Source organism: Methanobacterium veterum, from assembly GCF_000745485.1.
Lineage (GTDB): Archaea > Methanobacteriota > Methanobacteria > Methanobacteriales > Methanobacteriaceae > Methanobacterium_D > Methanobacterium_D veterum.
The window spans coordinates 423,117-444,095 of the sequence record NZ_JQJK01000009.1; the positions used below are offsets into that span (position 1 = coordinate 423,117).

Below are 20,979 nucleotides of genomic sequence, written 5' to 3' on the forward strand. Positions count from 1 at the left end.
TTTAAAATATAAAACTGATTGTAAAAATTATAATTATTATGAATTTATCTTGTAATAAAATAATAAAATAATGGTTAAGGGCTTAATCAAACACGTTAGTGTCTGCTTCGTCTAACCATTCGTTTACAATCTTAACTGCACAGTAGCTTCCGCACATTGTACATGTATCTTCTTCTGCTGGCGACCTTTCGTCTCTTATTCTCCTTGCTTCTGCAGGACACATTGCAGAGTCGAACTGTGCTTCCCAGTTTAATTTTTTACGTGCGTTGGCCATTACAAGGTCTTTTTCACCGTTGTGTATACCTTTTTGCATGTCTCCAACGTATGCACCAATTCTTGTTGCAATTACTCCTTCTTTAACATCTTTTGCGTCTGGTAATGCAAGGTGTTCTGCTGGTGTTACATAACAGATGAAATCTGCTCCTGCTCCTGCGGATGTTGCTGCACCAATTGAAGATACTATATGGTCGTATCCTGCTCCAATATCAGTTACAATTGGCCCTAACATATAGAAAGGTGCCTGCCTGCATAATTTTTTCTGGAGTATGACATTTGCCGGAATTTCGTTTAGTGGGATGTGTCCCGGTCCTTCTACGATAGTTTGGACTCCTGCTTCCCTTGCCCTGTCAATTAATTCTCCAAGTACGATGAGTTCCTGGACTGCAGCACGGTCTGTAGAGTCTGCTAGTGCTCCCGCTCTCATAGCGTTTGCCATGGACATACAAAAATCATATTCTTTAGCTATTTCTAGAATATAGTCAAAGTTTTTGTATAATGGGTTTTCCAGGTCATTTTCTACCATCCATGCAGATACAAATGCTCCCCCTCTACTTACAAGTCCTCCTTCACGGCCCTGTCTTTTTAATCTTTTAAGGGTTTCACGGTTTACACTGCAGTGGATAGCCATAAAGTCAATACCGTCTTTTGCCTGTTTTTCAATGGATTTAAACATTATGTCTTCATCCATGTAAATTGCAGCACCTTTTTCCCTTATTGTTTCGATGGCTGCCTGGTAAATAGGCACGCTTCCTACCGGAATATCTGAGATTTTGAGGATCCTTTTTCTGATTTCATCAAGGTCTCCACCTACAGAAAGTTCCATTAAAGTGTCAGCTTGATAAGCCATAGCTACTTTAGCTTTTTCTTCTTCCATATCAAAGTCGCAGATATCTGTTGAAGTTCCAATTGTTGCATTTACTTTAGTTCTTAGTCCTGCTCCAATACCTACAGCTTTAACTTCTCTGTTAACGTTACTTGGAATGGCTATGGTTCCTTGGGCAACAGATTTCCTGATAAATTCCTCTGAAACACCCTCAGCAGCTGCTACTGCCTTCATTTCCTCTGTAATTATGCCTTTTTTTGCTTCATCCATTTGTGTCATAGAATCACCATGATTTTATCATTATCTAAACTAAATTAGAATCATTACTATAAAAATTATAGCTATTGTTATATAAAAATCTCTGATTTTTACTTAATTTCAACACAATATAAATACAAAATATCGTTCATTAATTAAGTGTTATCTAGTTATAATTACATAATTAAAAAGCTTTTGGAAAAATAATTTTTATTTTTTAACTCCATTCTATTCTAAATAATAAAGAACAATTTAAGCGTGAAATATTATAATAAAACCTTATATAATGAATTAAAACCAAATTATTTAAAATTAAATTATGAAGATAAAATTAATAAAAACGAAGAGAAAATAATTGATTTACAAAATAAGCTTAAATATAATCCCCCTAAATTTTTATATCAGCGTAAAGAACTCCAAGATAAAATAAAAAGATATAATGTGAATATATTGGAAATAAAAGAAAAAATAAATCGTATAAATTATTGTAAAGAATGTGGAATGGAATTTGTAAGTCCTAAAATAAAATATAGAAAAAGTAAGAAATGGTCATGGAAGAATGATTACTGTTCTAAAAGTTGTTACAATGTAACGAAAGGTTATCCTTCAGAGTTCAATAGCTCACTTAAATTTGAAATAAGGTTAAGAGATGGATTTAAATGTAAAATGTGCGGTAAATTACAGGAAGAAATTCCTTATTTGTTGAATGTTCACCATATTGATCATGACAAAACAAACTGCGAACATTCAAATTTAGTATCATTATGTCAACCATGCCATCTAAAAGCCCATAAGGAACCAGATTGGCACAAAAAGTTTTTAGCAGAGGTAACTGCAAAATAATTTATTTTTGTTTATTAAAAAAAGCTGAGGGGTATTTTAATTATTAAATAAACCCAAATACTCTTTTTAAATTTTAAATTAAGATATTTTAGCCTTAATAACAAAGTCCTTTAAATAAATAGAGAGAAGGTGTTAGAAACTTTCTGAGAGATGGGCATATTATATATGAACAAAGAGTATTGACCACATTACTTTATCACCACAACATAGGGTAAATGATGGATTAGTATTATTATTAAAAACTGATTTTAATCCTCCTTTTAAAAATAAAACTTTACAATTATTATAATAAAGAATTATACGCAGTTATAAAGCCAAAACTTGATGAACTAAAAGAATTCAAAAGCCTTGGACGTTGTTTAGTATTAATGAATACTCCATCTTACTACTTTCTGAGAGCGTTGTTTATGTTTATTAGAGGACAGTAATTAATAAAATATTATTTTTACCACAAATCATAAAACACATTTAGTGAGGGAATAATTGAAAATTCCCTCACACACATCTCTAATATTTACAAAAGCTTTTTTCTAGATAAAAGAAACACGAGGAGAGATTAAATTCTCTCTAACCTCAGGGTATATCATTAAATTAACGGTCATTTATCATAGCTATATTTGGCAATATAAACGAAGAGATCAAAAAGTTTGTTTGTTGGTTTTTTGAGGGTGCTTTTGAAAAATCAACTTTTAAAGGATAACTTAATGTTATCCGTTTTTTTTTATTATCATTTTCAAAATGCCATCATAATTACATTTTGGGAGGTGAGAATTTTATGAATAAAATAATCAATCATTTCACTAATGAGAACATTATTTTAACTGATGATGCTGTAAAATACTTAAAATCAAATGATTATCCGTTAGAATGTTCAAAATTGATAACAGACTACATAAAAAGAAATAATCTAAATATATCGGTTTTAAGTTTAGAATTGATAAATAAATTTCAAAGTGGTGAATGATATGAGATCATTAAATTTTGAAACTGAAAAAATGCAATGTTATATAAGGTCAGATCAAGTCAAAATCCTTGAAAAGATAAAATATGAAGGAAGAATTGAAAAAGACATGAAAATTCCAAAAACAGAGATTATACGAACTGCATTAGATAATTTGTTTAAATTAAATATAAATGAAATATTGAATTTAGTTGAATTGAATAAAGATATAGATAATTGATTCTTTTTTTAAAATAAGTGATTAAGGGCAGTAACATCATTATCCTGACAATATGCTGGCCGTTATGCATTAAGTAGATATACTAGTATATACCTTAATAGACAAAAAATAGACAACTTTATAACCCATAATCACTATACTAAAACACATATAAAGGAGGATTGACTTTGTCAGAATTTATCCAAATGATTAAAGCAATCTATGATGAGTATAAAAACAACTCAGAACGCCCAGAATATTATTATACAATAGAAGAAATTCTGAAAATTGATGGAATAATACCATGATTTAAAAACAAGATTAAAAAGCAGTTTAAAGCACGAATGACGGAGCCCAAAATGGACTCCTATCACTTAACAAATAGTTTGTTTTAACTATTATATAAGCTTTTAGTGATAGGTAGCTCATGCAAGGTCTCCCTCTTAAAAAAGAACTGCTATTTTTTGAAATTGAAATAGAAGGGGGAAAAGTAGCAATGAAAGACGAACTAAAAGTCCTAATACAAACAGATGTACTACAATCATTATATGAATTCAGAGAACTAAAAAAACCAGATAAATCATTATCAATTGTAGTCGAAGATGCCCTAATTTTTTATTTAATGGAAAGAGGGATCCCACTTGGAAAAACAGATGATAAGAGGGATCTTAAATGTTAGAAGTAGCAAGTGTAAATGAAGATTATTCTAACAGATTAGATCAAATCCAAATAACTGAAATAATTCAACTAATCAAAGAACAGTTCAAAAAATATGATTTAGGTAATATAAAGCAGGATTTACTTATAAGATGGTTAATTGATGATTTATACAGAGAAAGATACCATAAAACAGACGTTAAAATATTAATTAAAACCATAAGCTCTGAATATTCTGAATATATTGAAACGATATATACTGAATCTAAACGTATCGAAATTGATTTATTAGATATATTCGATAAAACAACTGATTATATTGATTTTAATCAGAAATTAAGTAATATATATCACTCTGATAACTCGGAAGAAATTATTCAGTCTCAAGGAAAAATAGAGTATTTACAATTAAATGAACCTTTAACATCTTTATTAATAGATATATTTGAAATATTGATGCCTGGAAACGCAGAACTAGCTACAATTATATGGAGTAGTGCAATAGCTACTGTAAAAGGTAGGCCGAACATGGTTATAATTACAGGCGACCCTGGAGAGGGAAAAAGTGTATTAATGGATTATATACTCCAATTTATTCCAGAAGAATATATAATTAGAATTAATGATGCGACAGAATCCTCTTTATTTGATCCAACACAACCCATAGATTATTTAGATAATAAAATTGTTTATTTGGGAGATCTAGGAGATAAAAATGGGTTTGAAGATTCTCAGTCATTACGAACCATCTTAAGAATTTTATTAAGTGACGGTTACTATTCTAGGAATATTAAAGAAAAACAAAAAGATGAAGATGGAGTACAAAACTGGGTTACAGTACATCAGGAACTTATAGGAAATCCTTCCACATGGTACACTTCTGTAAGGAATGATAATGACGCACAAGATCAAGACAGAAGCATAATTGCAACAGTTAATCTATCTAAGGAAAGAGAAATTAAAAGAATAATCCAACACAAAAACAAAAACAGTAAAACTGGTCGACGTATTCGTAAAGTTATTGATGAATACACCCCAATACTGCATTCAATCTTTGAGTATTTAGTATCAATTGACAAAGAATGTATATGCCCTTGGGATTTAACAAAACTTGAAAATTTACATTATGGATTCAGGAATTACAACAGACTACTTACACTTACAGAGATGTTGGCTTTTATCAACATGGATTATAAAGAACAGTTCAATGGGTTTATATTAGCTGATAAAGAAGACCTTAAAACTATTGCCAAATTCATGTTTAAAGGTACAGGTAAGTATTCAGATTTATTCATCAAAAGGTTAGATACTATATTTAATGAATATGGAGCATATAAAAAAGAATATGATGGGGATCAAGTAATGTTAGCTTACGAGCCTTTTACTAGATCTGATGTTGTAGCTCTATTTCCAGATACTTATTCAAATCTACAAAGTGGTACTAGTACAGTGTATAGAGATATTCTAAAACCAGCTATTGAAAATAAATGGATTAATGAGGATAAAACTACAAGACCTTATACTTATTCTTTTGATAGAGAACCTGATTTTAATGGAGTAGATAATCCAATTATAAGAGAGATTGAATCCTTAGAAATTGATTGGGAAATGTTAAATGATGAATACGGATCTGATGATTAAAAACTCAATTATTCAGCTGCCTTTTTCTATTGAATATTCATGAATAATTAAACTGTTTTAAAATCTTATTTTGAATAAGTAATTATATGTCTTTTTTTGATAAAATACGTTTTTTAACGCTTTGTTTAAAATAGGGTTTGGTACATGTTTAATATGATTATTCAATTATTCATATTATTCAAAGATGTATATATATAAGAATAGCCACTTTTTTAGTATGTGTATTACATAATTATTACATTTTCAATATAATATGGCTACGCTTATACACCTGGATCAATGAATAATCAGAATAATGAATAATCGATAAGGTATCGGGAGAGAATAACATCGGTTTTCCAAAGAAATTTTTTATTTATTCTGGTTTTTTGATTCGTTTTATTTGGCTTTGTTTTGTATGTAACTTCATTAATATTCCTTTTTTCTAATTTGGATATATGGTATTTAGAGAATTTTGAATTTTTTTGTTATATGGTATTTAAGAAATTGTTATTTTTAAATTGAATTTAAAGACGTAATAATACGTAGGAGATGTAATTATGAGTAATAAGAGAATTAATCATTTAGGTTTGTTAATAATGTCTACTAAAGAACTTGCAAAGTCCAAGAATATGGTTAAATATGAATATGATGATTTTGAAGAGGATAAAACAGAATTGAAGAAAGGTAATGGACGTAAAAAGGTTCAAAATCATTTTAACTTCTAATATTATTTTACTTCATTATATGCACATATAACGAAGTTTATTTTAATTTTTATGGAGGTCACATAATGGATAACGAGGATAAAAAAGACATTGACATAGAAACAACACGAAAAGAACTCTTAGTTTTAATAGCAGAAACTACAAAAAGCTTATATGAGAAATATACCTGTGGACGTATAAGGGATTTAAGCAATGATCGTTTAAGAAATCAAATAGCAGATACATTTTTCAAAGGATGTAAGACGTTCAATGAGATATTAAACAATTTAGAAATGGAAGAAATGAAAGAAGAACTAGCCAGATTAAGAGAGATGTATGAAAATGAAATTAAAGGATGAATTAAAAGAACTTAAGCAGCTCATCAATACTGACACTGTTAAACTGGAAGATCCTAACTATGCAATATATAAGATTGATAGAAGAGGTCGTTTAATTCCTGTTAATAAAGCAGCGTCCAAACATAGTGTTTATACCTTTGATAAGGAAGCCCAAATTAAGATACTGAAAGAAGAAGGTTATCCAATTGACTAGTTTAAATAATATTAAGTGTGAATTGGAAGAGTTAAGGAAGGATATAACCAGAATGAATAAAAAAGAAGCTCCTAAGTGGACTGATGAAGAAAGACAGATAATAAGAGAATATGCTCAAAGTTTAGTAAAACCTGAGAAACCTCCATTAGTCTATTGTAATGGCGATTAAACTATTTTTAGAAGGGATATACTATGAAAGGTTTAAATGCCCTTAGACTTGAATTAGAAGAACTAAAAAAGAATATAGAACCTGAAAAGCTTGATGAATCAGATTTACGTATTAAAAGTATAAATTATCTATTTGCAAGTGCTACCAATGACAGACCATCAATTGATAAGATCCTAGAAGGATTAACTGATGAAGAGAAAGCAGAGGTAGCTATATACGAATGGCCAGAATGTGACCAATATAGTGATGCAATGAAAAATAAAGATGTTAAGAAAGCTATTGAGATAATTGAGCCATTGCCTGATTATGTTCAAGTTAAAATAATAGATAATCATTATGGTACTTTAAAATTATCTATGTTCATGGAAAGAAATGAAAAGAGCGAATACCCATATATTACCCCTAATGAGTTTAAAACTATTTTTAAGGAAACAAAAGAATATATGGATGTTCAAAAAGTAAAGGAACATTTTGATATGGTTTAATTATTTATTCCATTCTTTAAGAATATCTGCAAATGCTCCCTGAACACTTAACCCTCTTGGAGTAGCCAATCTAATATCGTCTGTACTTGTACCATTTTGAGGTGTTCCAGAAATAGCGTAAGTTATTCCATCTTTAACAAAATAAAAACTTAATCCAGTTATATCTTGGACAAGATAGCCTGTTATTCCCCCTATTGTAGTTTCTTTTCCAGTTTCAGCTCCACTTTTAATATTTGATTTTGTTCTAGTATATGCTGTGGGATCTATATTTCCACTAAATTCTATGTCTGCACTTGAAGCAGTATCTTCTATTGTGAAATCATCTTTTTCAGTATTATCTGGATTTGTAAAGAGAGAAGCATTTAAACTACAATTTTGGGAGTTCAATATGTCCGTAGTTATGCTATTAGTTCCACCAATACACCCACTTATGGCAATTACACTACCTATTGCAAATATTATTAAAATTGTTGTTTCTTTTTTCATTTAATCCCCTATTGACTTGATTTTACTAATTCTTATTCTTTAATTAATTAGTATTTAATTATTACTATTTTTTTTACTTTAAACAAACTTTAAGGAGTGATAACTATGGGAGATAACCAATATACGATCGATATCTCAACGACGGCCGACTCATCAAGTGTTGAAGAGTTAGCAGCTAAATTACAAGAGGTAGAACAATCAGCTCAGAGAGTAACGGATGCTTTAAGTGATACTGATAGTTCGGGGCTTGATAGTGCAAGTGATTCAGCGAGTAATGCTGCTGATAATCTTGAGAGAGCTGATGAAGCAGCGAATAACTTTTCAAACGATGTGAATAATGTCGATGGTGGAGCACTAGAGAACACTGCTAACAGTGCTGATGAAGCCTCAAACAGTATAGATAATGCAAGCGAATCAGCCAGCGGTTTAAATGCTGTTGCAACTGGTTTGGCTAGTGCAGGTATTGTCGCTACTATGATGTCTTGGGCTGATAGTAGTGGTAATGCGTCGGCACAGTGGGCTAGAATGGGATTAGCAATGAAAAACACAGGCATGACTGCTGAACAGATACAAAGCACCTATGGGGCGGTTGTATCTTCAATTTCAAGTGACACGGGTAGAAGTGCGGGAGATATAAGAGAGTTCTTTATTCAAATGGGAATCAGTGGAGTTACTAATGCTGATGTGATAAAAAGTTCATTTGAAGGGATAGCAGGATCAGCATTTTTAACTGGACGTAATGTTGATTCATTAGGAGAATTTTTCGCACGTTTAACCAAAACAGGTAAATTACAATCTAAACAGTTATCAAGTCAATTTGGTATGGGAATGAATGAAGTTGGCGCTGCAATGGATAAATTAGGATATAAAGTAGGCAGTAATGAAAAGGATATACAGGACGCCTTTAAAAATATGGATCAAACAACAAGGGCAAAAGTATTAGGAACCGCACTAGCATTAAAAGGAGGTCAGGAGGCTAATGATGATTATAAAAAATCATGGGATGGTGTAAAACAAGCGATGAGTAAAGCAGAGGCAGGATTCTTTACTTTTGTAGGAAACTTATTAATCCCCACTCTTATTCCTGCTTTCCAGTTAGCAACAGATGGAGTAAATGCAGTTACTAGTGCTTTTAAAAGTGCACCCGCTCCAGTTCAGGCTGTTTTGGGGGTTGTTGGTACTCTTGGAGCAGGATTTATTGCTCTAGTTCTAGCAATAAGCACACTTAAAACGGTTTGGGGATTGCTGAATATAACTCAGACTTTGAGTGCGATTAAATCGGGTGTTGTAACGGCTGCTACTTATGCTCAGACTGCTGCTACTTATGTTGCTACTGCTGCTCAGTGGGCGTGGAATGCTGCCATGTCTGCTAATCCAATTGCAATTATAATCATTTTAATAGTTGCATTAGTGGCAGTCCTTTTATATCTTTGGAGTACAAATGAAGGTTTTAGAAATGCGGTGATAGGAATTTGGAATGCAATAAGTGGCGCTTTCATATATGCCGGTCAAAGTATTTATGGAACTTTACAATGGATATGGTCTGGTATTGTATGGTTTTTAGGATTAATACCTCAATTACCCACATTAATAGGATTGTATCTGGCAGCTGCTGCATTTAGGTTTATAGCTTTTGCAGGTACTGCGGTATCTAATGCTATAAATGCAGGTAATAGAATTATTTCTGCCATAGGATCTACATTAGCAGCATTGCCTGGACATATGTATCAGTGGGGTATGAATGCATTAAGTCAGTTCATAAATGGTATAATCAATATGATACCAGGTTTAAGTTCTGCTTTAAGTGTAATATCAAACCTGTTTCCCCATAGTCCGCCTAAGTCCGGACCACTTTCTACTATTACAGCAGCTAATATGTTTAAATGGGCGTCAAGTATCGCATACGCCGGAACATTAGGATTTAGTACTTTAAACATGGAAGATATAAAAACCCCTAACTTATCCATAGGTTACGGTTCTGCCAGTATTGGTTTTGATGCAACAGAGATAAACGCCTCCATACTTGAAAATAGGGAATCACAACCCAATATAATAAACTATAATGATGTAACTGTAAACCAAGATGGTATTATGAGTTTAGGAGATGCAGCGGACTTTATAATAAAAGCAGTTGTTGATCAGATGAATAGGGAGAATTTAATCACTGGTAAAAGTGGTTAAATCGTATTTATTGCTATGAACTGGAAGTTTTCAACACCCTTCCATGAGCTTTTTTATTAGTGTTGTTTGTATAGAATCTCCTCTTTTTTTACATTTCTTTTAAAGGGGAGATCATTACCTCCAATTTTTTTTAAATTAATTTACAATCATATAAAGTCATTATTTACTATTTAAATGGCTTAATGATACCAAAAATACAATAGGAGATAAAATAATATGACAAACACTAAAAACAGTTTTAAATTACCTGAAAAAAATAAAAACATGGAAAAAAGAGAAAACCTACAAAATGAAATTAAATCAACTAGATCCAAATTAGCTGAATTAAAACAGAGTTTAAATGATCTTAATGGTGCTGAGAAAGTGATTGATAGTGATATTTCTAAAAATAAAACAATAGCTCAGGCAATAGGTGATAGTAATTCTGATTTAAAGAAATTAGAAAAAAGTAAAGATGTCCTGAATAAGAAAAGGGATAAAATAACAAAGGAAATTGAAAGATTAAATAATGAAGAGGGAACGTTGAATAAAGTAGCAAGAGAACTTAAAAGTCTTGAAATGGTGGATGATTTAACTTATTTTGTTGAACTTCAACAGGTTTTATGGAATGTAAACATAGATATAATTAAAAATGGCACTAATCATGATGAACTATTAACTGAGATAAAAAATATATTTTTCTCAGAAAAAGGATATAAAAAGAAATTAGTATTATTAACTAGTCCTAACAGGTTTGATAATCTTATAGAACAAATTAAAGAAGTATCAGGTTAAAAAAACAATACCTGAATAATATATTTTATTTTGAACAAAAAACTCGTTCTTCCAAAATGTTTATAACTGGCATAATAGGATCTACTAATAGGTCTCGATTTGAATACTCCTTATGAACTGCTACATGAACAGGCTTAGTTAGAGGCATGGTGTTATTTAAATCAAAAGCCATATCTGGAAAATAACATTTAGGTATCGGGTGGTGGATCGTATACCTTGTGTTCTTTTTTCCTATACCATATTGTTTTAATGCTGACAGACTAAACTGAGCTAGTTTAAACCTATAATGTACCTTATCTGATATAGGTGAGGCTTTACCATTTTGCCATGCTCTAAATGATCTATGAAATAAACGTCCTTGACCTTGACCAATTTTATAACTACGTTTATGGTATTCAAATTCCTTTAACGCTTCTTCATTTATAGGGGTGGCTTTACCCTGATCCCATTTAACATAGGAATAAGATTGAATATTTCTAATACCTTCAATTGGCATTTATAAGATCCCCTTCTTTGTAAATTGCACCATAAAAGAATAATATTTCTTTTGTATGAGATTGTTCTATAAATAGACGTTTATTATTCAGATAAAAAGCATGGGTTCGACTGTTGGTAATTTCGCGAACATAATTAATGGAATTTTTAATGTTCGGAATCTCAGATCTGACTTCTAAAACTTCCATTATGTAAGCCCCCAAACAGTTTTAGAGCGTACTTTAATTGATTTGAATCGACATTCTTTATCATGGAATAATACATTAGCCAATTCCAGATTACTAAATGTATAATTTCTAGTTAATATTTTCAATGACCAAAATATGCATTTTAATTCTTTACATGTTAATCCATCATTTGATATGCTTTTTGTTGGATGTTCTATGTGATTTTTAATAATTAAATATGTACTATCTCTCAAGCTTTCTTTGGAGGTTATATTTTGTATGTGTGGAATATCGTTAATGGAAACTATTTTAACACCACCTAAACAAGAACTATTTTCATTTTTTTTGATGGTTTTAATTCAGATTTATATTGGGATATTGTTTGATATAGTGGTCCTGCTATTCTGGAAAGCTCAGATATTCTTAAACCATTGTATTTATTTTTGTAGTTTTGATTTTCTTTCTGTATTGCTTCGTATATCCTTTCAAGACTTTGTAATTTGTCTTTTAACTCGTTTTCATGGTCTATTTCATGAATTATTTCTTTTTCGATTTTTACATCATTTATTGTTTGATTCATGTTATCACCTCAATAGTTGACAACTATTCTACCTACTACGTAATTTATACATAACTATATAAATACTTTTTGACAACTATTATACATACAAGAGGTGTATTTATATGCATAAAATTATAAACATTGAAAATATGTGGAAAACAACATTAACGAAAGCAAAAAAGGATGGAAACTTTTTGAGGACATCAGTACCTCAACCAATAGTTAAAAAATTTGATTTAGACCCTAAGCACTGGGATTTAGATTGGGATATGGATAAAAAAGATGGAGAATGGATTATGATTGTTAAACCTGTTAAAAAAGAAAGTAAAAAAAAGAAAGAAGATTAACTTGTTTTTTTCATACTACTCATTTTATCTTGAAATTTAGTATCTGATCCAAGTTTTTCCATTAAAGCTTGACGTTTTTCTAAAGCTTCAATCTTCTTTAAAAGTTTATCATAGCCTTCTGTTGTTACTTCTCTTAAAATAACATTTTCAATACTTAAATCTTCAACTACTGTTTTATACTGCTCTTTTAATGAGTTAATATCTGCTTTAAAATAAGCTTCAGTTACAGGATCCACCCTATGACCTAGAAGCCAATGGGTAGTTAATTCAGGAATCTTATTTTTATTAAGAGTAGAAGCAAAATACTTTCTAAGCTTATGACTTGTAAAAAAACGATGCTTACCTACATATCCAAATTCACAACGATCATTCAGTCCTTTAAAGTAAGAAACTATTGTACTTGTTGATATTTGTTTTCCTTTGGATTCAAAAAGCCAATCATCTAAAGATTTTACAGGTCGATTTTGTAAGATTCTATCTGTTAGATAATGTAGTATCATTTGGATACTTTCAGGCGAGGAAAATGTAATGTAACCATAACTAGTCTTATATCGTTGTATCTGCCATGTACCTATTAATTCATCTTTATTCTCTTCTAACTTTTGACTTATATGATACACATCAAACAGTTCATTATCTGCAGGTTTATAATAATCAGAAATAGCATTTATGAAATCATTATAAGTTAAATTTAAAATTTCAGATTGACCCATGCCTGAACTACTCATTAAAAGTATAATTGATTTATATTTGAGATTGCAGTGTTCTAAGAGTTTTAATATATGCTCTTTTTTTACAATGTCATTAGTTGTAATTAATTTAGAATTAGTATTTGTCTTAATTTTAATTTTGGGGGTTTCTATGTCAAAATCATGATAAAATGTGATTATCGTTGACATCATTGCACTAATGTAATTTTCTGATTTATTACTGTCTTTAAGGAACATTAAAAAATTAGTTAGGTATCGTTTTATATTCCTTTTTTTCATTCGTATATTATTGTCTTCTTCGTTTTCAGCTTCTTCTATGATTTCAGTCGGCGTTTTATCTAGATAATTACAATATGCATTTATTCTCAGCAAATATTCTTTAGTTGTTGATTCTCTTAATCTTCGCGTGTTTAGAAAGTCTATGACATGAGGATCTGCTTTTATATCTTCTATTGTCATGTTTATTGTGTATGGTAAAATAAGTATAAAAAGGTGGATTTTTCTTTAACAATTATAGCTATTGTTATATTTTGTGTTCTGCGTAAAAATAATTATCTACATCGAACATTATTGTGGTTTATAATTTCGGTATTAATTAAGTTTGTGCTTTACAATTCAGTATTACCCAATTTTGAACTAGAATTAATATGAGGTTGCTGGATTTAATCAAACAAGATATATGCATTTTTACTTTTTAAAGTTTGGACTCAGAGCTTAAGATTATCCAATTTTAGATTAAATCCTTTTTTTAGGCTAGATTATTAAAAAATTAAGATAAAGAATATGAAATATCTCTTAAAATTTAAATTAATTATTTTAGAACGTATCCGGTCAATATGCCATTTATTATGCAGTCAAAGTTTATCTTATCCAGCCACCCTGCTTCTTTAAACATATCCATGTAACACAGTCCAATGACTTTACCATCTTTTTTCAATATTTTGTCAATCATCTCATTTACTTCCTCAACTGTAACATTGGATTTAGGCATACTCAGCCCTCCAAGAAGTGCTACAACATCTGCTTGAGGATCAGCTGGTTCAGATAACTGCATTCCCTGTGGGGTAAGTTCCATCTTTTTGGCGCTTTCTATGTCAGTTAATGTAACAAAAACTGATTCTTTATCTCTCACAACATATGCAAAAAGTTCTGCAAATGGAGTACATACTCCGGGAGTTCCTGCAAATGTTATTTTCTCTGCATCACCTACTGCATCTTTAAATGCTAGAAGGTTTCCATTTATTCCCTTAAATTCATTAATTTTTTTCATAATATCCCTCATTTTTTTAATGGATCGTTAGTTAATGCATATAAATAAACCAATGAATATAACGGCTAATTTTGTATATTATCAATTATTTCTATCTAATTAGGGAATTGCTTTGGAAGTTACAATTCCCTAAATAAGAATTATTCTTTTTTTAACATCTTATTCTTTTCTTTAGCTGTCAAATCGTCCACGATTTCTTCAGGGAGCCCTGTTTTAAGGATTTTGCCTCCTCTCATAAGGGATGCATTATCACATACGTCCAGTACAAAGTCCATATCATGCGATATTATAATGAAAGTTTGATTAAGCTCTTCACGTGCTTTTCTTATAGAATCTGTGACCTGTACTCTGGTTATTGGATCCATGGTACCTGTTGGTTCGTCAAGGATTATAACGCGAGGTTCTTTTATTAAAACTTGAGCCAGGGCAACTCTGTGACGCTCACCACCACTTAATTCATCGGGAGCTTTATCTAATAATTGTGAAGCATATTTTTCGTCAAATCCTACAGCTTTAAGAACGTATATTGCTTTCATTTTTGCAAATTCTGCAGGTAAGTCTAAACTTATTGCTTCGGTGAGATTGCCTAAAACAGTTCTATGTGGATAAAGGCTGTATTCTTGATGGAGTATTCCCATGTAAGGTTTTACTCTGCCTCTGAATAATGGGCCTGGTTTGGTCATGTCGATCCAATCATCTCCAAGTTTCATCTCTATTTTACCTGAACTAGGCTCTGTTAGTCCGTAAATTATTCTGGAAAGCGTAGTTTTACCTGCACCACTTAAACCAACAATACCAAAGATTTCACCTTCATTAACATTGAGACTTACTCCATCTACAGCTTTTACAACTCCTCTTTCAATGGAATAATAATGTTTTTTAATATTTTCCAGTTCAAGTATAGGTTCTCCTGTATCTGGTGTTTCTATTTTCTCAGGCAGTGGAACGCTGTCTAAAAATGTTTGTACAACTGTTTCAGGATCTCCTTCATGGATTATTTCACCATTTTCAAGCCATATTACATAATCAGAAAGTGTTCTCATAACTTCTGGCCAGTGGGAAGTTATAACCATGGTGGTGCCCTTATTTTTAACACCTTCGAGTAAAGTTTGATGTAACAGTTCTGCTGTTTGTGGATCTAATGTACCTGTGGGCTCATCTGCAAGAAAAACCATAGGTTCTTTACCCATCTGCCTTGCAAGTACTACTCTCTGTTTTTCCCCACCACTCAAATCCCTTGCAATATGTGTTATCCTGTGTGTCATATGGGTCATTTCAATAAGGTCTATAGCCATATACATCTTATCTTCTTCATCACGACCTTCAATGGATTTTATAACATTGTCTATTACGGTATCATCTTCATAGAGTGCAAATGACCTTTGCAGCATTATGGATATTCTGCGCCTTAAGCTTGCAAAGATTTTTCTATCACAGTTCCAGAAGTCCACGCGTTGTGTTTCAAATTTTCCTCCGCATTTGCATGTTTTGTTTTCCATTGAGGGTGGTTCAACTCTCAAGCAGTCTGGACAAATCGCAACAGTGTAAATTATCTGGCCCTCATCTGGCTTGTATTCCTTCATTCCACGAAGCATGTTTATTAAAACGGATTTTCCTGATCCGCTTCTTCCAAGGATACCCAGAACTGTTCCTTCGTCTACAGTCATGTTAATGTTTTTTAAGACGTCTACGTCATTGAATCTTTTTGAAACGTTTTTTATTTCTATAAATGGCATAAAATCACCGGTTATCATTAATTTTCTCCACAAAGGGGTGTCCCGCATTCAGGACATAATGTATTTTTACAGGGAATGGCACGTTTTTTTGGGGATGTATACCCGCAGTTTGGGCATTTGCAAAGTTTAGGAGGTCCAAAACCCATGCCTGTACCACCATAAGATCTTCTTTCAAGTAAAGAAGATTCTGTTTCTGGTGGAAGTTCTTCATTTTCTGTAACTAAACCTATATCCTCTGATTCACATTCGGGGCATTTTTCATATTCTTTTTTAGGATTACTCCATTCAAATCCACAAACATTACATTTGTATGCTTTTTTGTCAGTTATGTAATCCCCTCCTATGATAATAATGGTATTTCCTTCAATCAGGGCTTTAGATATCTTTTTCCTTGCAGAAGTTAAGATTCTATGGAAAGTAGGCTGTGAAATTCCCATTATCTCTGCAGATTTTTTCTGCTGAACATCATGATAGTCTCTAAGCCTTATAGCTTCAAATTCATCTATCGTTATTTCAATAGGCTCAAGAAGCTCTAAATTTTCTTTTTCTGGCTTAAAGCACCGTATCTCGGGTTCTTTTGATATTTTTCTAAATACTCGAGGTCTTGGCATGGCTGAATATATATTCAAAACTGAAATATAAGTTTTTTTATTTAAAGTTGAATATTCACATCGAAAATTCACAGGATAAATAGGTTATTTCTTTTAATTTTTCATGATAATTTTAATATCTTATGTAATTCAATTATTTATTTCCTGTTTGGACAATTCTAAATTAAAGAAATTACTTTTCAAGTTATGAATATATATTCAAAATACAAATATCAAAGTTTTCCGCGGTTTAAATATATAAAATTACAGTTTAATGTCCACGATTGCTCTTTTAAAAATTGTTAAGGATAGAAATTTCCACTACTTGAACTTAAAAATAAAAAAAATAGTATATATGGTAGTAAAGATCGGTTTTAAACTGAAAAACCAGTAACATTTAAGTAAAAAGATTAATTATTAGTTCTTTTTCGCAGTGCTTCTTCCAGAGCATTTTTAGTAGTAATGTTTTGATCAATTAGCTTCTGCAAGATGTTTTCACTCATTATAGTTTTTGTGATCATCTTTTGAAGGTCACTTTCATCTATGACCTTCTGGTCAATTAGCTTTTGTAAAGTTCCATATGCTGTATTTTGATTGATTAGTTTTTGTAAAGTGTTTTCGCTCAGCAATGTTCTTGTAATCATCTGGTGTAAATCATTTTCATCTATGACCTTCTGGTCAATTAACTTTTGTAAAGTTTTGTAGGCTGCGCTCTGGTTGATTAATTTTTGTAACGCGCTTTCACCTAATAATGTATTGTCAATTATTTCCTGCAAGGCAATGTCTGATGGAGGATTTTCAAGTTTTGTACTTTTACGTCCTTTTAATTTATTGGAAAAATCAGTAAGCTCTTCTATTACGTCTGTTAAATTCAAATATTTCTTAGAATCGCTTAAAAAGTTCATGAATCTATAAATATAAAATTTCTGCTCTATTGATGAAAATTCTTTAGTTAGGGATGGATGTGGTTCAATTTGTTCTTTTTCTGGGTTTATCCACCAACCCGGATTTTCGGTTACAAAGATAATATCTTTTTTTTCTCCTTTTGCATAATCCAACATCTGATACCATAATATTAAATTACTGTACTCATTTTCTTCAAACCCTGGACGAATTCCTTTAATTCTCCTTATTTTAGCTTCATTATTAATTTCCTTCAACTTTGGATCAGAATAATTATTTCCCGTTTTTCCCTCAAAAAGATCATTTAATTTATTTCTAATTTTATCGTGATCAGGTTTTCTTAAGCTTTCAGATATATTTTCTAAAATAGCGTCAATTCCATTGAAGTTTTCTTTAACCTGGATATCAATATTTGAACTGCTCAAAAAAGTATGGTTTAAGTCCGTAATTTTTTGAGCTAAATTTTTAGAATCATTCTTTAAAATGTTAATGCTATTTTTTAAGTCTTCATAATTTTTGGCTGCTTTTTCTACGCCATGAACGCTATTTCTTTGAAACTCTGAACTAATTTGATAGGGTATCCATATGCGGTTAGAGATTTCATTTTTGAGGATGTTAATGAATTCACTGTAAGTCTCTTCGGGGCAAGTATACAAATTCATTAAAACGCTTGTATCAAAAACAAATGTGCATTTTTCCCATAATTTTTCTAAATTGGGTTCATCATAAAATTCATCTTTCATAATTAACTCCTAATCAGTCTCTAGCCAGTGTAGCTCTTATTTAATAAAATTCAAACTCCTTATTTGATATTTTAGATGATAAACTTAAGCTAAATTACTAAAAATTACTAAATAATGGACTAATTTTATAATTTATTTTCAGTTTATAGTATTCTCTGTGTTGCTCATAATTTTATTATTTATGAAACAAATTAAATCGAAAAATTTAAACTAAATATATTATAAAAAGCTAATAAATATTTTAATTTTGAATTTAATAAAAATAAACCAATTATTATAATTTTGGGATAATTAGCGGTAAATAAATGATTATTATTACTTTTTAATTAGAGATATGATGAAAGCAGTTATTATGCGTTTCATTTTTTAAATGCATTATGTTGAATTGATGGTTTAAATGATTATTCGGACGATTATATGTATTTAATGGCAATAAAAATTGGTATATATTGAAAATTTTAACTTTAAAGCATAATTAATGGATTATTCAAGAAGATAAAAAAGTAGAAATCTGATAAAAACTAACATATAACTGGTGATTTGATGGTTACTGAAAACGTAAAATGTGGAAGATGTGGAGAATGGTTCAAAAGAGAAATACTGGAAGATAAACGGATTAAAAAATCAGGGAAGGTAGAAGAATACCTGTGCCCTGAGTGTGATGAAGAAATAAGAAAAAATGAGTAGTTTTATTTTTTAATATCTGCAGGGATGCAAGCACCGGCATCAATTTAACATAGTTTAAATAATTTTTCTTTAAAAAAACTAGAAAACTCAGTTATACTTTGAATAGCTAAATATTCTACTTTTTAATTGGATTATAAGATATTCTATCATTTTCAATAAAATTTTAGTCTAATTTTAATAATTTTTTTCTAAAAATTAAGCTTAACAAAACGTTTATATACATTACGAACTAACAAAAATCTGTTTTTATTAGTATATATTAATCATACCATTATTTATTTATATTTTCATCGTTTTTAGTTTATAAGCCTCTATTTTATCTATAAAGCATGATGATAGATTGTTAATTTATATAAGACATTTATCATTCATTCCTATTGTTTTGATTATTTGGATTAAGCAATGAGGTGACATATAAATGAAAATAACATTCATAAACCCCCCACAGACCAACTCAAAGTACAAGTTTATAGGCGTAGTAGCTCCCCCTCTTGGAATAGCTTATATGGCTGCCGTTTTAGAGGAAAATAGCTTTGATGTAAGTGTTATTGATGCTTCTGCTATGGATATGACATGGGAAACTCTGGAGGATGAAATAGGGGAAAATTCTCCGGAGTTAGTGGCCATTACAGCATTAACTCCTACTATAGAGCAGGCTTTGAAAACAGCACAGCTGGTGAAAAAAGTTTGTCCAGACACTGTGGTTGTAATGGGAGGTTATCATCCTACATTTAATTATCAGGAACTTTTAGAGAAGGATTTTGTGGATATTGTAACAATAGGAGAAGGCGAGTACACCATGCTTGAACTGGCTAAAACGCTTGAAAATGATGGTGATCTGGCTGAAGTTAAAGGAATAGCATTTGATAACGTAGTTACGCCTCCTCGCCCACTTATAATGGATTTAGATAGTCTTCCATTTCCAGCACTGCATCTCCTTCCTATGGATCATTACAGGCTTTTGAATATGAAAACCAATGTAGCTACAATGATCACCAGCAGGGGCTGTCCCATGCAGTGTTCATTTTGCGCTTCAGCTGCTCTTCACGGCCCTAAAATGCGCTTAAGATCACCTGAAAAAATAGTGGATGAGATGGAATATCTAATAAAGGAGTATGGTGTGGAAACAATAGCATTTATGGATGATACATTCACCCTTTACAGTAAAAGGGTGAAACAGATATGTGCCGAGATCAAAAAAAGGAACATGAATGTTTTCTGGGGCTGTACAGCTAGAGTCGATACCTTATCTGAGGAAGTATTAAAAGAGATGAGGGAGGCAGGATGTATAACTATATTTATGGGCGTGGAGTCAGCAGATCAGCAAGTCCTGGATCAAGTAAACAAAAAAACTACTGTTGATAAGATCAAGCACGCATTTGAAGTATCTCGGAAAGAAAAAATCCGTACTATTGCTTCAGTAGTATTGGGAATGCCTGGAGATACTAAAGAGAGTATGGGAAGGACTATAAAGTTTGTGCAGGAATTAAAGCCATCTTATGCTATTTTTAGCCTGGCAACACCCTATCCTGGAACCAGGTTTTACCAGCAGATGAAGGAGAAAAATCTGATTAAAGTTAAGGACTGGTCTAAATATACCCTTATTTCGCCTATTATAGATACCATGGAATGTTCCTTAGAAGAGCTTAGAAAGATTCAAAGCAACGCTTTTCGTAAGTTCTACCTGCGTCCAAGGTATATCCTTAGTCAGGTATGGATGGACGGCCCTATACTCTTAAAAACACTGGTTGCTGTTATCCGAAAAGTAGCATAGC

At 31.2% G+C, this 20,979-nt stretch carries 25 protein-coding genes; 15 read left to right on the forward strand and 10 right to left on the reverse strand.

Annotated features, from left to right (window positions below; all coding sequences use genetic code 11):
- Positions 1–82: 82 nt before the first annotated feature.
- Positions 83–1,381, reverse strand: coding sequence for a phosphomethylpyrimidine synthase (gene thiC / locus EJ01_RS05275; RefSeq protein ID WP_048081357.1), 1,299 nt, complete (start codon positions 1,379–1,381; stop codon positions 83–85).
- A gap of 237 nt (positions 1,382–1,618) precedes the next feature.
- Between thiC and EJ01_RS05280 the strand changes: the two genes are divergently transcribed.
- The 10 genes from EJ01_RS05280 to EJ01_RS05315 all read left to right on the forward strand — a co-directional run bounded on the left by EJ01_RS05280 (position 1,619) and on the right by EJ01_RS05315 (position 7,553).
- A complete protein-coding gene (locus EJ01_RS05280) occupies positions 1,619–2,203 on the forward strand; it encodes an HNH endonuclease (protein WP_048081358.1) in 585 nt (194 codons plus the stop codon).
- Positions 2,204–2,978: 775 nt separating this feature from the next.
- Positions 2,979–3,167 carry a hypothetical protein gene (locus tag EJ01_RS05285; protein WP_048081359.1) on the forward strand — a complete coding sequence of 63 codons (189 nt, stop codon included), beginning with the start codon at positions 2,979–2,981 and terminating at the stop codon, positions 3,165–3,167.
- A gap of 1 nt (position 3,168) precedes the next feature.
- A complete protein-coding gene (locus EJ01_RS05290; protein WP_048081360.1) occupies positions 3,169–3,384 on the forward strand; it encodes a hypothetical protein in 216 nt (71 codons plus the stop codon).
- Between the two features lie 406 nt (positions 3,385–3,790).
- Entirely contained in the window at positions 3,791–4,042 is a 252-nt protein-coding gene (locus tag EJ01_RS05295; protein ID WP_048081361.1) for a hypothetical protein, read from the forward strand.
- Entirely contained in the window at positions 4,036–5,661 is a 1,626-nt protein-coding gene (locus EJ01_RS05300) for a myosin/kinesin family protein (protein ID WP_048081362.1), read from the forward strand. Before EJ01_RS05295 ends, EJ01_RS05300 begins: the two co-directional genes overlap by 7 nt.
- A gap of 539 nt (positions 5,662–6,200) precedes the next feature.
- Positions 6,201–6,368: a hypothetical protein gene (locus EJ01_RS17160; RefSeq protein ID WP_157197585.1), complete on the forward strand. Its 168-nt coding sequence runs from the start codon at positions 6,201–6,203 to the stop codon at positions 6,366–6,368.
- Positions 6,369–6,433: 65 nt separating this feature from the next.
- Positions 6,434–6,706: a hypothetical protein gene (locus EJ01_RS05305; RefSeq protein WP_048081363.1), complete on the forward strand. Its 273-nt coding sequence runs from the start codon at positions 6,434–6,436 to the stop codon at positions 6,704–6,706.
- Positions 6,684–6,899, forward strand: coding sequence for a hypothetical protein (locus EJ01_RS05310; RefSeq protein ID WP_048081364.1), 216 nt, complete (start codon positions 6,684–6,686; stop codon positions 6,897–6,899). Before EJ01_RS05305 ends, EJ01_RS05310 begins: the two co-directional genes overlap by 23 nt.
- 22 nt (positions 6,900–6,921) lie before the next feature.
- Positions 6,922–7,068: a hypothetical protein gene (locus EJ01_RS17165; RefSeq protein ID WP_157197587.1), complete on the forward strand. Its 147-nt coding sequence runs from the start codon at positions 6,922–6,924 to the stop codon at positions 7,066–7,068.
- 23 nt (positions 7,069–7,091) lie between these two features.
- Positions 7,092–7,553 (forward strand): hypothetical protein, encoded by a 462-nt coding sequence (locus EJ01_RS05315; protein ID WP_048081365.1) that lies wholly within the window; start codon positions 7,092–7,094, stop codon positions 7,551–7,553.
- On the opposite strand, the gene EJ01_RS05320 is transcribed toward EJ01_RS05315, so the two are convergent.
- Entirely contained in the window at positions 7,554–8,039 is a 486-nt protein-coding gene (locus tag EJ01_RS05320; RefSeq protein WP_048081366.1) for a hypothetical protein, read from the reverse strand.
- Between the two features lie 105 nt (positions 8,040–8,144).
- Here EJ01_RS05320 and EJ01_RS05325 point away from each other — a divergent pair, with 105 nt between their 5' ends.
- Both EJ01_RS05325 and EJ01_RS05330 read left to right on the forward strand, forming a co-directional pair.
- Positions 8,145–10,220 carry a hypothetical protein gene (locus EJ01_RS05325; protein WP_048081367.1) on the forward strand — a complete coding sequence of 692 codons (2,076 nt, stop codon included), beginning with the start codon at positions 8,145–8,147 and terminating at the stop codon, positions 10,218–10,220.
- Positions 10,221–10,436: 216 nt separating this feature from the next.
- Positions 10,437–10,994: a hypothetical protein gene (locus EJ01_RS05330; RefSeq protein WP_048081368.1), complete on the forward strand. Its 558-nt coding sequence runs from the start codon at positions 10,437–10,439 to the stop codon at positions 10,992–10,994.
- A gap of 25 nt (positions 10,995–11,019) precedes the next feature.
- On the opposite strand, the gene EJ01_RS05335 is transcribed toward EJ01_RS05330, so the two are convergent.
- From EJ01_RS05335 to EJ01_RS05345, 3 genes are all read right to left on the reverse strand, one after another.
- Complete coding sequence (locus EJ01_RS05335; RefSeq protein WP_048081369.1) at positions 11,020–11,490, reverse strand: hypothetical protein; 471 nt, start codon at positions 11,488–11,490, stop codon at positions 11,020–11,022.
- Positions 11,480–11,677, reverse strand: a complete 198-nt coding sequence (locus tag EJ01_RS05340) for a hypothetical protein (RefSeq protein ID WP_048081370.1) — start codon at positions 11,675–11,677, stop codon at positions 11,480–11,482. The genes EJ01_RS05335 and EJ01_RS05340 overlap by 11 nt, the downstream gene beginning before the upstream one ends.
- Positions 11,678–11,975: 298 nt before the next feature.
- Positions 11,976–12,236 carry a hypothetical protein gene (locus EJ01_RS05345; RefSeq protein ID WP_048081371.1) on the reverse strand — a complete coding sequence of 87 codons (261 nt, stop codon included), beginning with the start codon at positions 12,234–12,236 and terminating at the stop codon, positions 11,976–11,978.
- Between the two features lie 104 nt (positions 12,237–12,340).
- On the opposite strand from EJ01_RS05345, the gene EJ01_RS05350 reads away from it, so the two are divergent.
- Positions 12,341–12,565, forward strand: coding sequence for a hypothetical protein (locus tag EJ01_RS05350; protein WP_048081372.1), 225 nt, complete (start codon positions 12,341–12,343; stop codon positions 12,563–12,565).
- Here EJ01_RS05350 and EJ01_RS05355 read toward each other — a convergent pair.
- The 5 genes from EJ01_RS05355 to EJ01_RS05375 all read right to left on the reverse strand — a co-directional run bounded on the left by EJ01_RS05355 (position 12,562) and on the right by EJ01_RS05375 (position 18,517).
- Positions 12,562–13,734, reverse strand: a complete 1,173-nt coding sequence (locus tag EJ01_RS05355; RefSeq protein ID WP_048081373.1) for a tyrosine-type recombinase/integrase — start codon at positions 13,732–13,734, stop codon at positions 12,562–12,564. The two genes, EJ01_RS05350 and EJ01_RS05355, sit on opposite strands and share 4 nt — an antisense overlap.
- Positions 13,735–14,086: 352 nt before the next feature.
- On the reverse strand, positions 14,087–14,545 hold the full coding sequence (locus EJ01_RS05360) for a DUF2124 domain-containing protein (protein WP_048081374.1): 459 nt from the start codon (positions 14,543–14,545) through the stop codon (positions 14,087–14,089).
- 140 nt (positions 14,546–14,685) lie between these two features.
- Complete coding sequence (gene atwA, locus EJ01_RS05365) at positions 14,686–16,281, reverse strand: methyl coenzyme M reductase system, component A2 (protein WP_048081458.1); 1,596 nt, start codon at positions 16,279–16,281, stop codon at positions 14,686–14,688.
- 17 nt (positions 16,282–16,298) lie between these two features.
- On the reverse strand, positions 16,299–16,910 hold the full coding sequence (locus EJ01_RS05370; RefSeq protein ID WP_394296583.1) for a DUF134 domain-containing protein: 612 nt from the start codon (positions 16,908–16,910) through the stop codon (positions 16,299–16,301).
- A 371-nt stretch (positions 16,911–17,281) separates the two neighbouring features.
- Positions 17,282–18,517 (reverse strand): PIN-like domain-containing protein, encoded by a 1,236-nt coding sequence (locus EJ01_RS05375; RefSeq protein ID WP_048081376.1) that lies wholly within the window; start codon positions 18,515–18,517, stop codon positions 17,282–17,284.
- A 543-nt stretch (positions 18,518–19,060) separates the two neighbouring features.
- Here EJ01_RS05375 and EJ01_RS17170 point away from each other — a divergent pair.
- Positions 19,061–19,204 carry a hypothetical protein gene (locus EJ01_RS17170; protein WP_157197589.1) on the forward strand — a complete coding sequence of 48 codons (144 nt, stop codon included), beginning with the start codon at positions 19,061–19,063 and terminating at the stop codon, positions 19,202–19,204.
- 418 nt (positions 19,205–19,622) lie between these two features.
- The gene (locus EJ01_RS05380; RefSeq protein WP_048081377.1) at positions 19,623–20,978 is read left to right on the forward strand and encodes a B12-binding domain-containing radical SAM protein; all 1,356 of its coding nucleotides are present in this window, start codon (positions 19,623–19,625) and stop codon (positions 20,976–20,978) included.
- The last annotated feature ends 1 nt before the right edge of the window (position 20,979 follow it).

Bases quoted from the DNA above. Each gene is read 5' to 3' on its own strand.
- EJ01_RS17160 (WP_157197585.1), top strand. From the start codon at position 6,201: ATGAGTAATAAGAGAATTAATCATTTAGGTTTGTTAATAATGTCTACT.
- EJ01_RS05295 (WP_048081361.1), top strand. From the start codon at position 3,791: ATGCAAGGTCTCCCTCTTAAAAAAGAACTGCTATTTTTTGAAATTGAA.
- EJ01_RS05320 (WP_048081366.1), bottom strand. From the start codon at position 8,039: ATGAAAAAAGAAACAACAATTTTAATAATATTTGCAATAGGTAGTGTA.
- EJ01_RS05325 (WP_048081367.1), top strand. From the start codon at position 8,145: ATGGGAGATAACCAATATACGATCGATATCTCAACGACGGCCGACTCA.
- EJ01_RS05285 (WP_048081359.1), top strand. From the start codon at position 2,979: ATGAATAAAATAATCAATCATTTCACTAATGAGAACATTATTTTAACT.
- EJ01_RS05300 (WP_048081362.1), top strand. From the start codon at position 4,036: ATGTTAGAAGTAGCAAGTGTAAATGAAGATTATTCTAACAGATTAGAT.
- EJ01_RS05335 (WP_048081369.1), bottom strand. From the start codon at position 11,490: ATGCCAATTGAAGGTATTAGAAATATTCAATCTTATTCCTATGTTAAA.
- EJ01_RS05310 (WP_048081364.1), top strand. From the start codon at position 6,684: ATGAAAATGAAATTAAAGGATGAATTAAAAGAACTTAAGCAGCTCATC.
- EJ01_RS05330 (WP_048081368.1), top strand. From the start codon at position 10,437: ATGACAAACACTAAAAACAGTTTTAAATTACCTGAAAAAAATAAAAAC.
- EJ01_RS05340 (WP_048081370.1), bottom strand. From the start codon at position 11,677: ATGGAAGTTTTAGAAGTCAGATCTGAGATTCCGAACATTAAAAATTCC.
- EJ01_RS05355 (WP_048081373.1), bottom strand. From the start codon at position 13,734: ATGACAATAGAAGATATAAAAGCAGATCCTCATGTCATAGACTTTCTA.
- EJ01_RS05380 (WP_048081377.1), top strand. From the start codon at position 19,623: ATGAAAATAACATTCATAAACCCCCCACAGACCAACTCAAAGTACAAG.
- EJ01_RS05315 (WP_048081365.1), top strand. From the start codon at position 7,092: ATGAAAGGTTTAAATGCCCTTAGACTTGAATTAGAAGAACTAAAAAAG.
- thiC (WP_048081357.1), bottom strand. From the start codon at position 1,381: ATGACACAAATGGATGAAGCAAAAAAAGGCATAATTACAGAGGAAATG.
- EJ01_RS17170 (WP_157197589.1), top strand. From the start codon at position 19,061: ATGGTTACTGAAAACGTAAAATGTGGAAGATGTGGAGAATGGTTCAAA.
- EJ01_RS05305 (WP_048081363.1), top strand. From the start codon at position 6,434: ATGGATAACGAGGATAAAAAAGACATTGACATAGAAACAACACGAAAA.
- atwA (WP_048081458.1), bottom strand. From the start codon at position 16,281: ATGCCATTTATAGAAATAAAAAACGTTTCAAAAAGATTCAATGACGTA.
- EJ01_RS05345 (WP_048081371.1), bottom strand. From the start codon at position 12,236: ATGAATCAAACAATAAATGATGTAAAAATCGAAAAAGAAATAATTCAT.
- EJ01_RS05375 (WP_048081376.1), bottom strand. From the start codon at position 18,517: ATGAAAGATGAATTTTATGATGAACCCAATTTAGAAAAATTATGGGAA.
- EJ01_RS05360 (WP_048081374.1), bottom strand. From the start codon at position 14,545: ATGAAAAAAATTAATGAATTTAAGGGAATAAATGGAAACCTTCTAGCA.
- EJ01_RS05290 (WP_048081360.1), top strand. From the start codon at position 3,169: ATGAGATCATTAAATTTTGAAACTGAAAAAATGCAATGTTATATAAGG.
- EJ01_RS05350 (WP_048081372.1), top strand. From the start codon at position 12,341: ATGCATAAAATTATAAACATTGAAAATATGTGGAAAACAACATTAACG.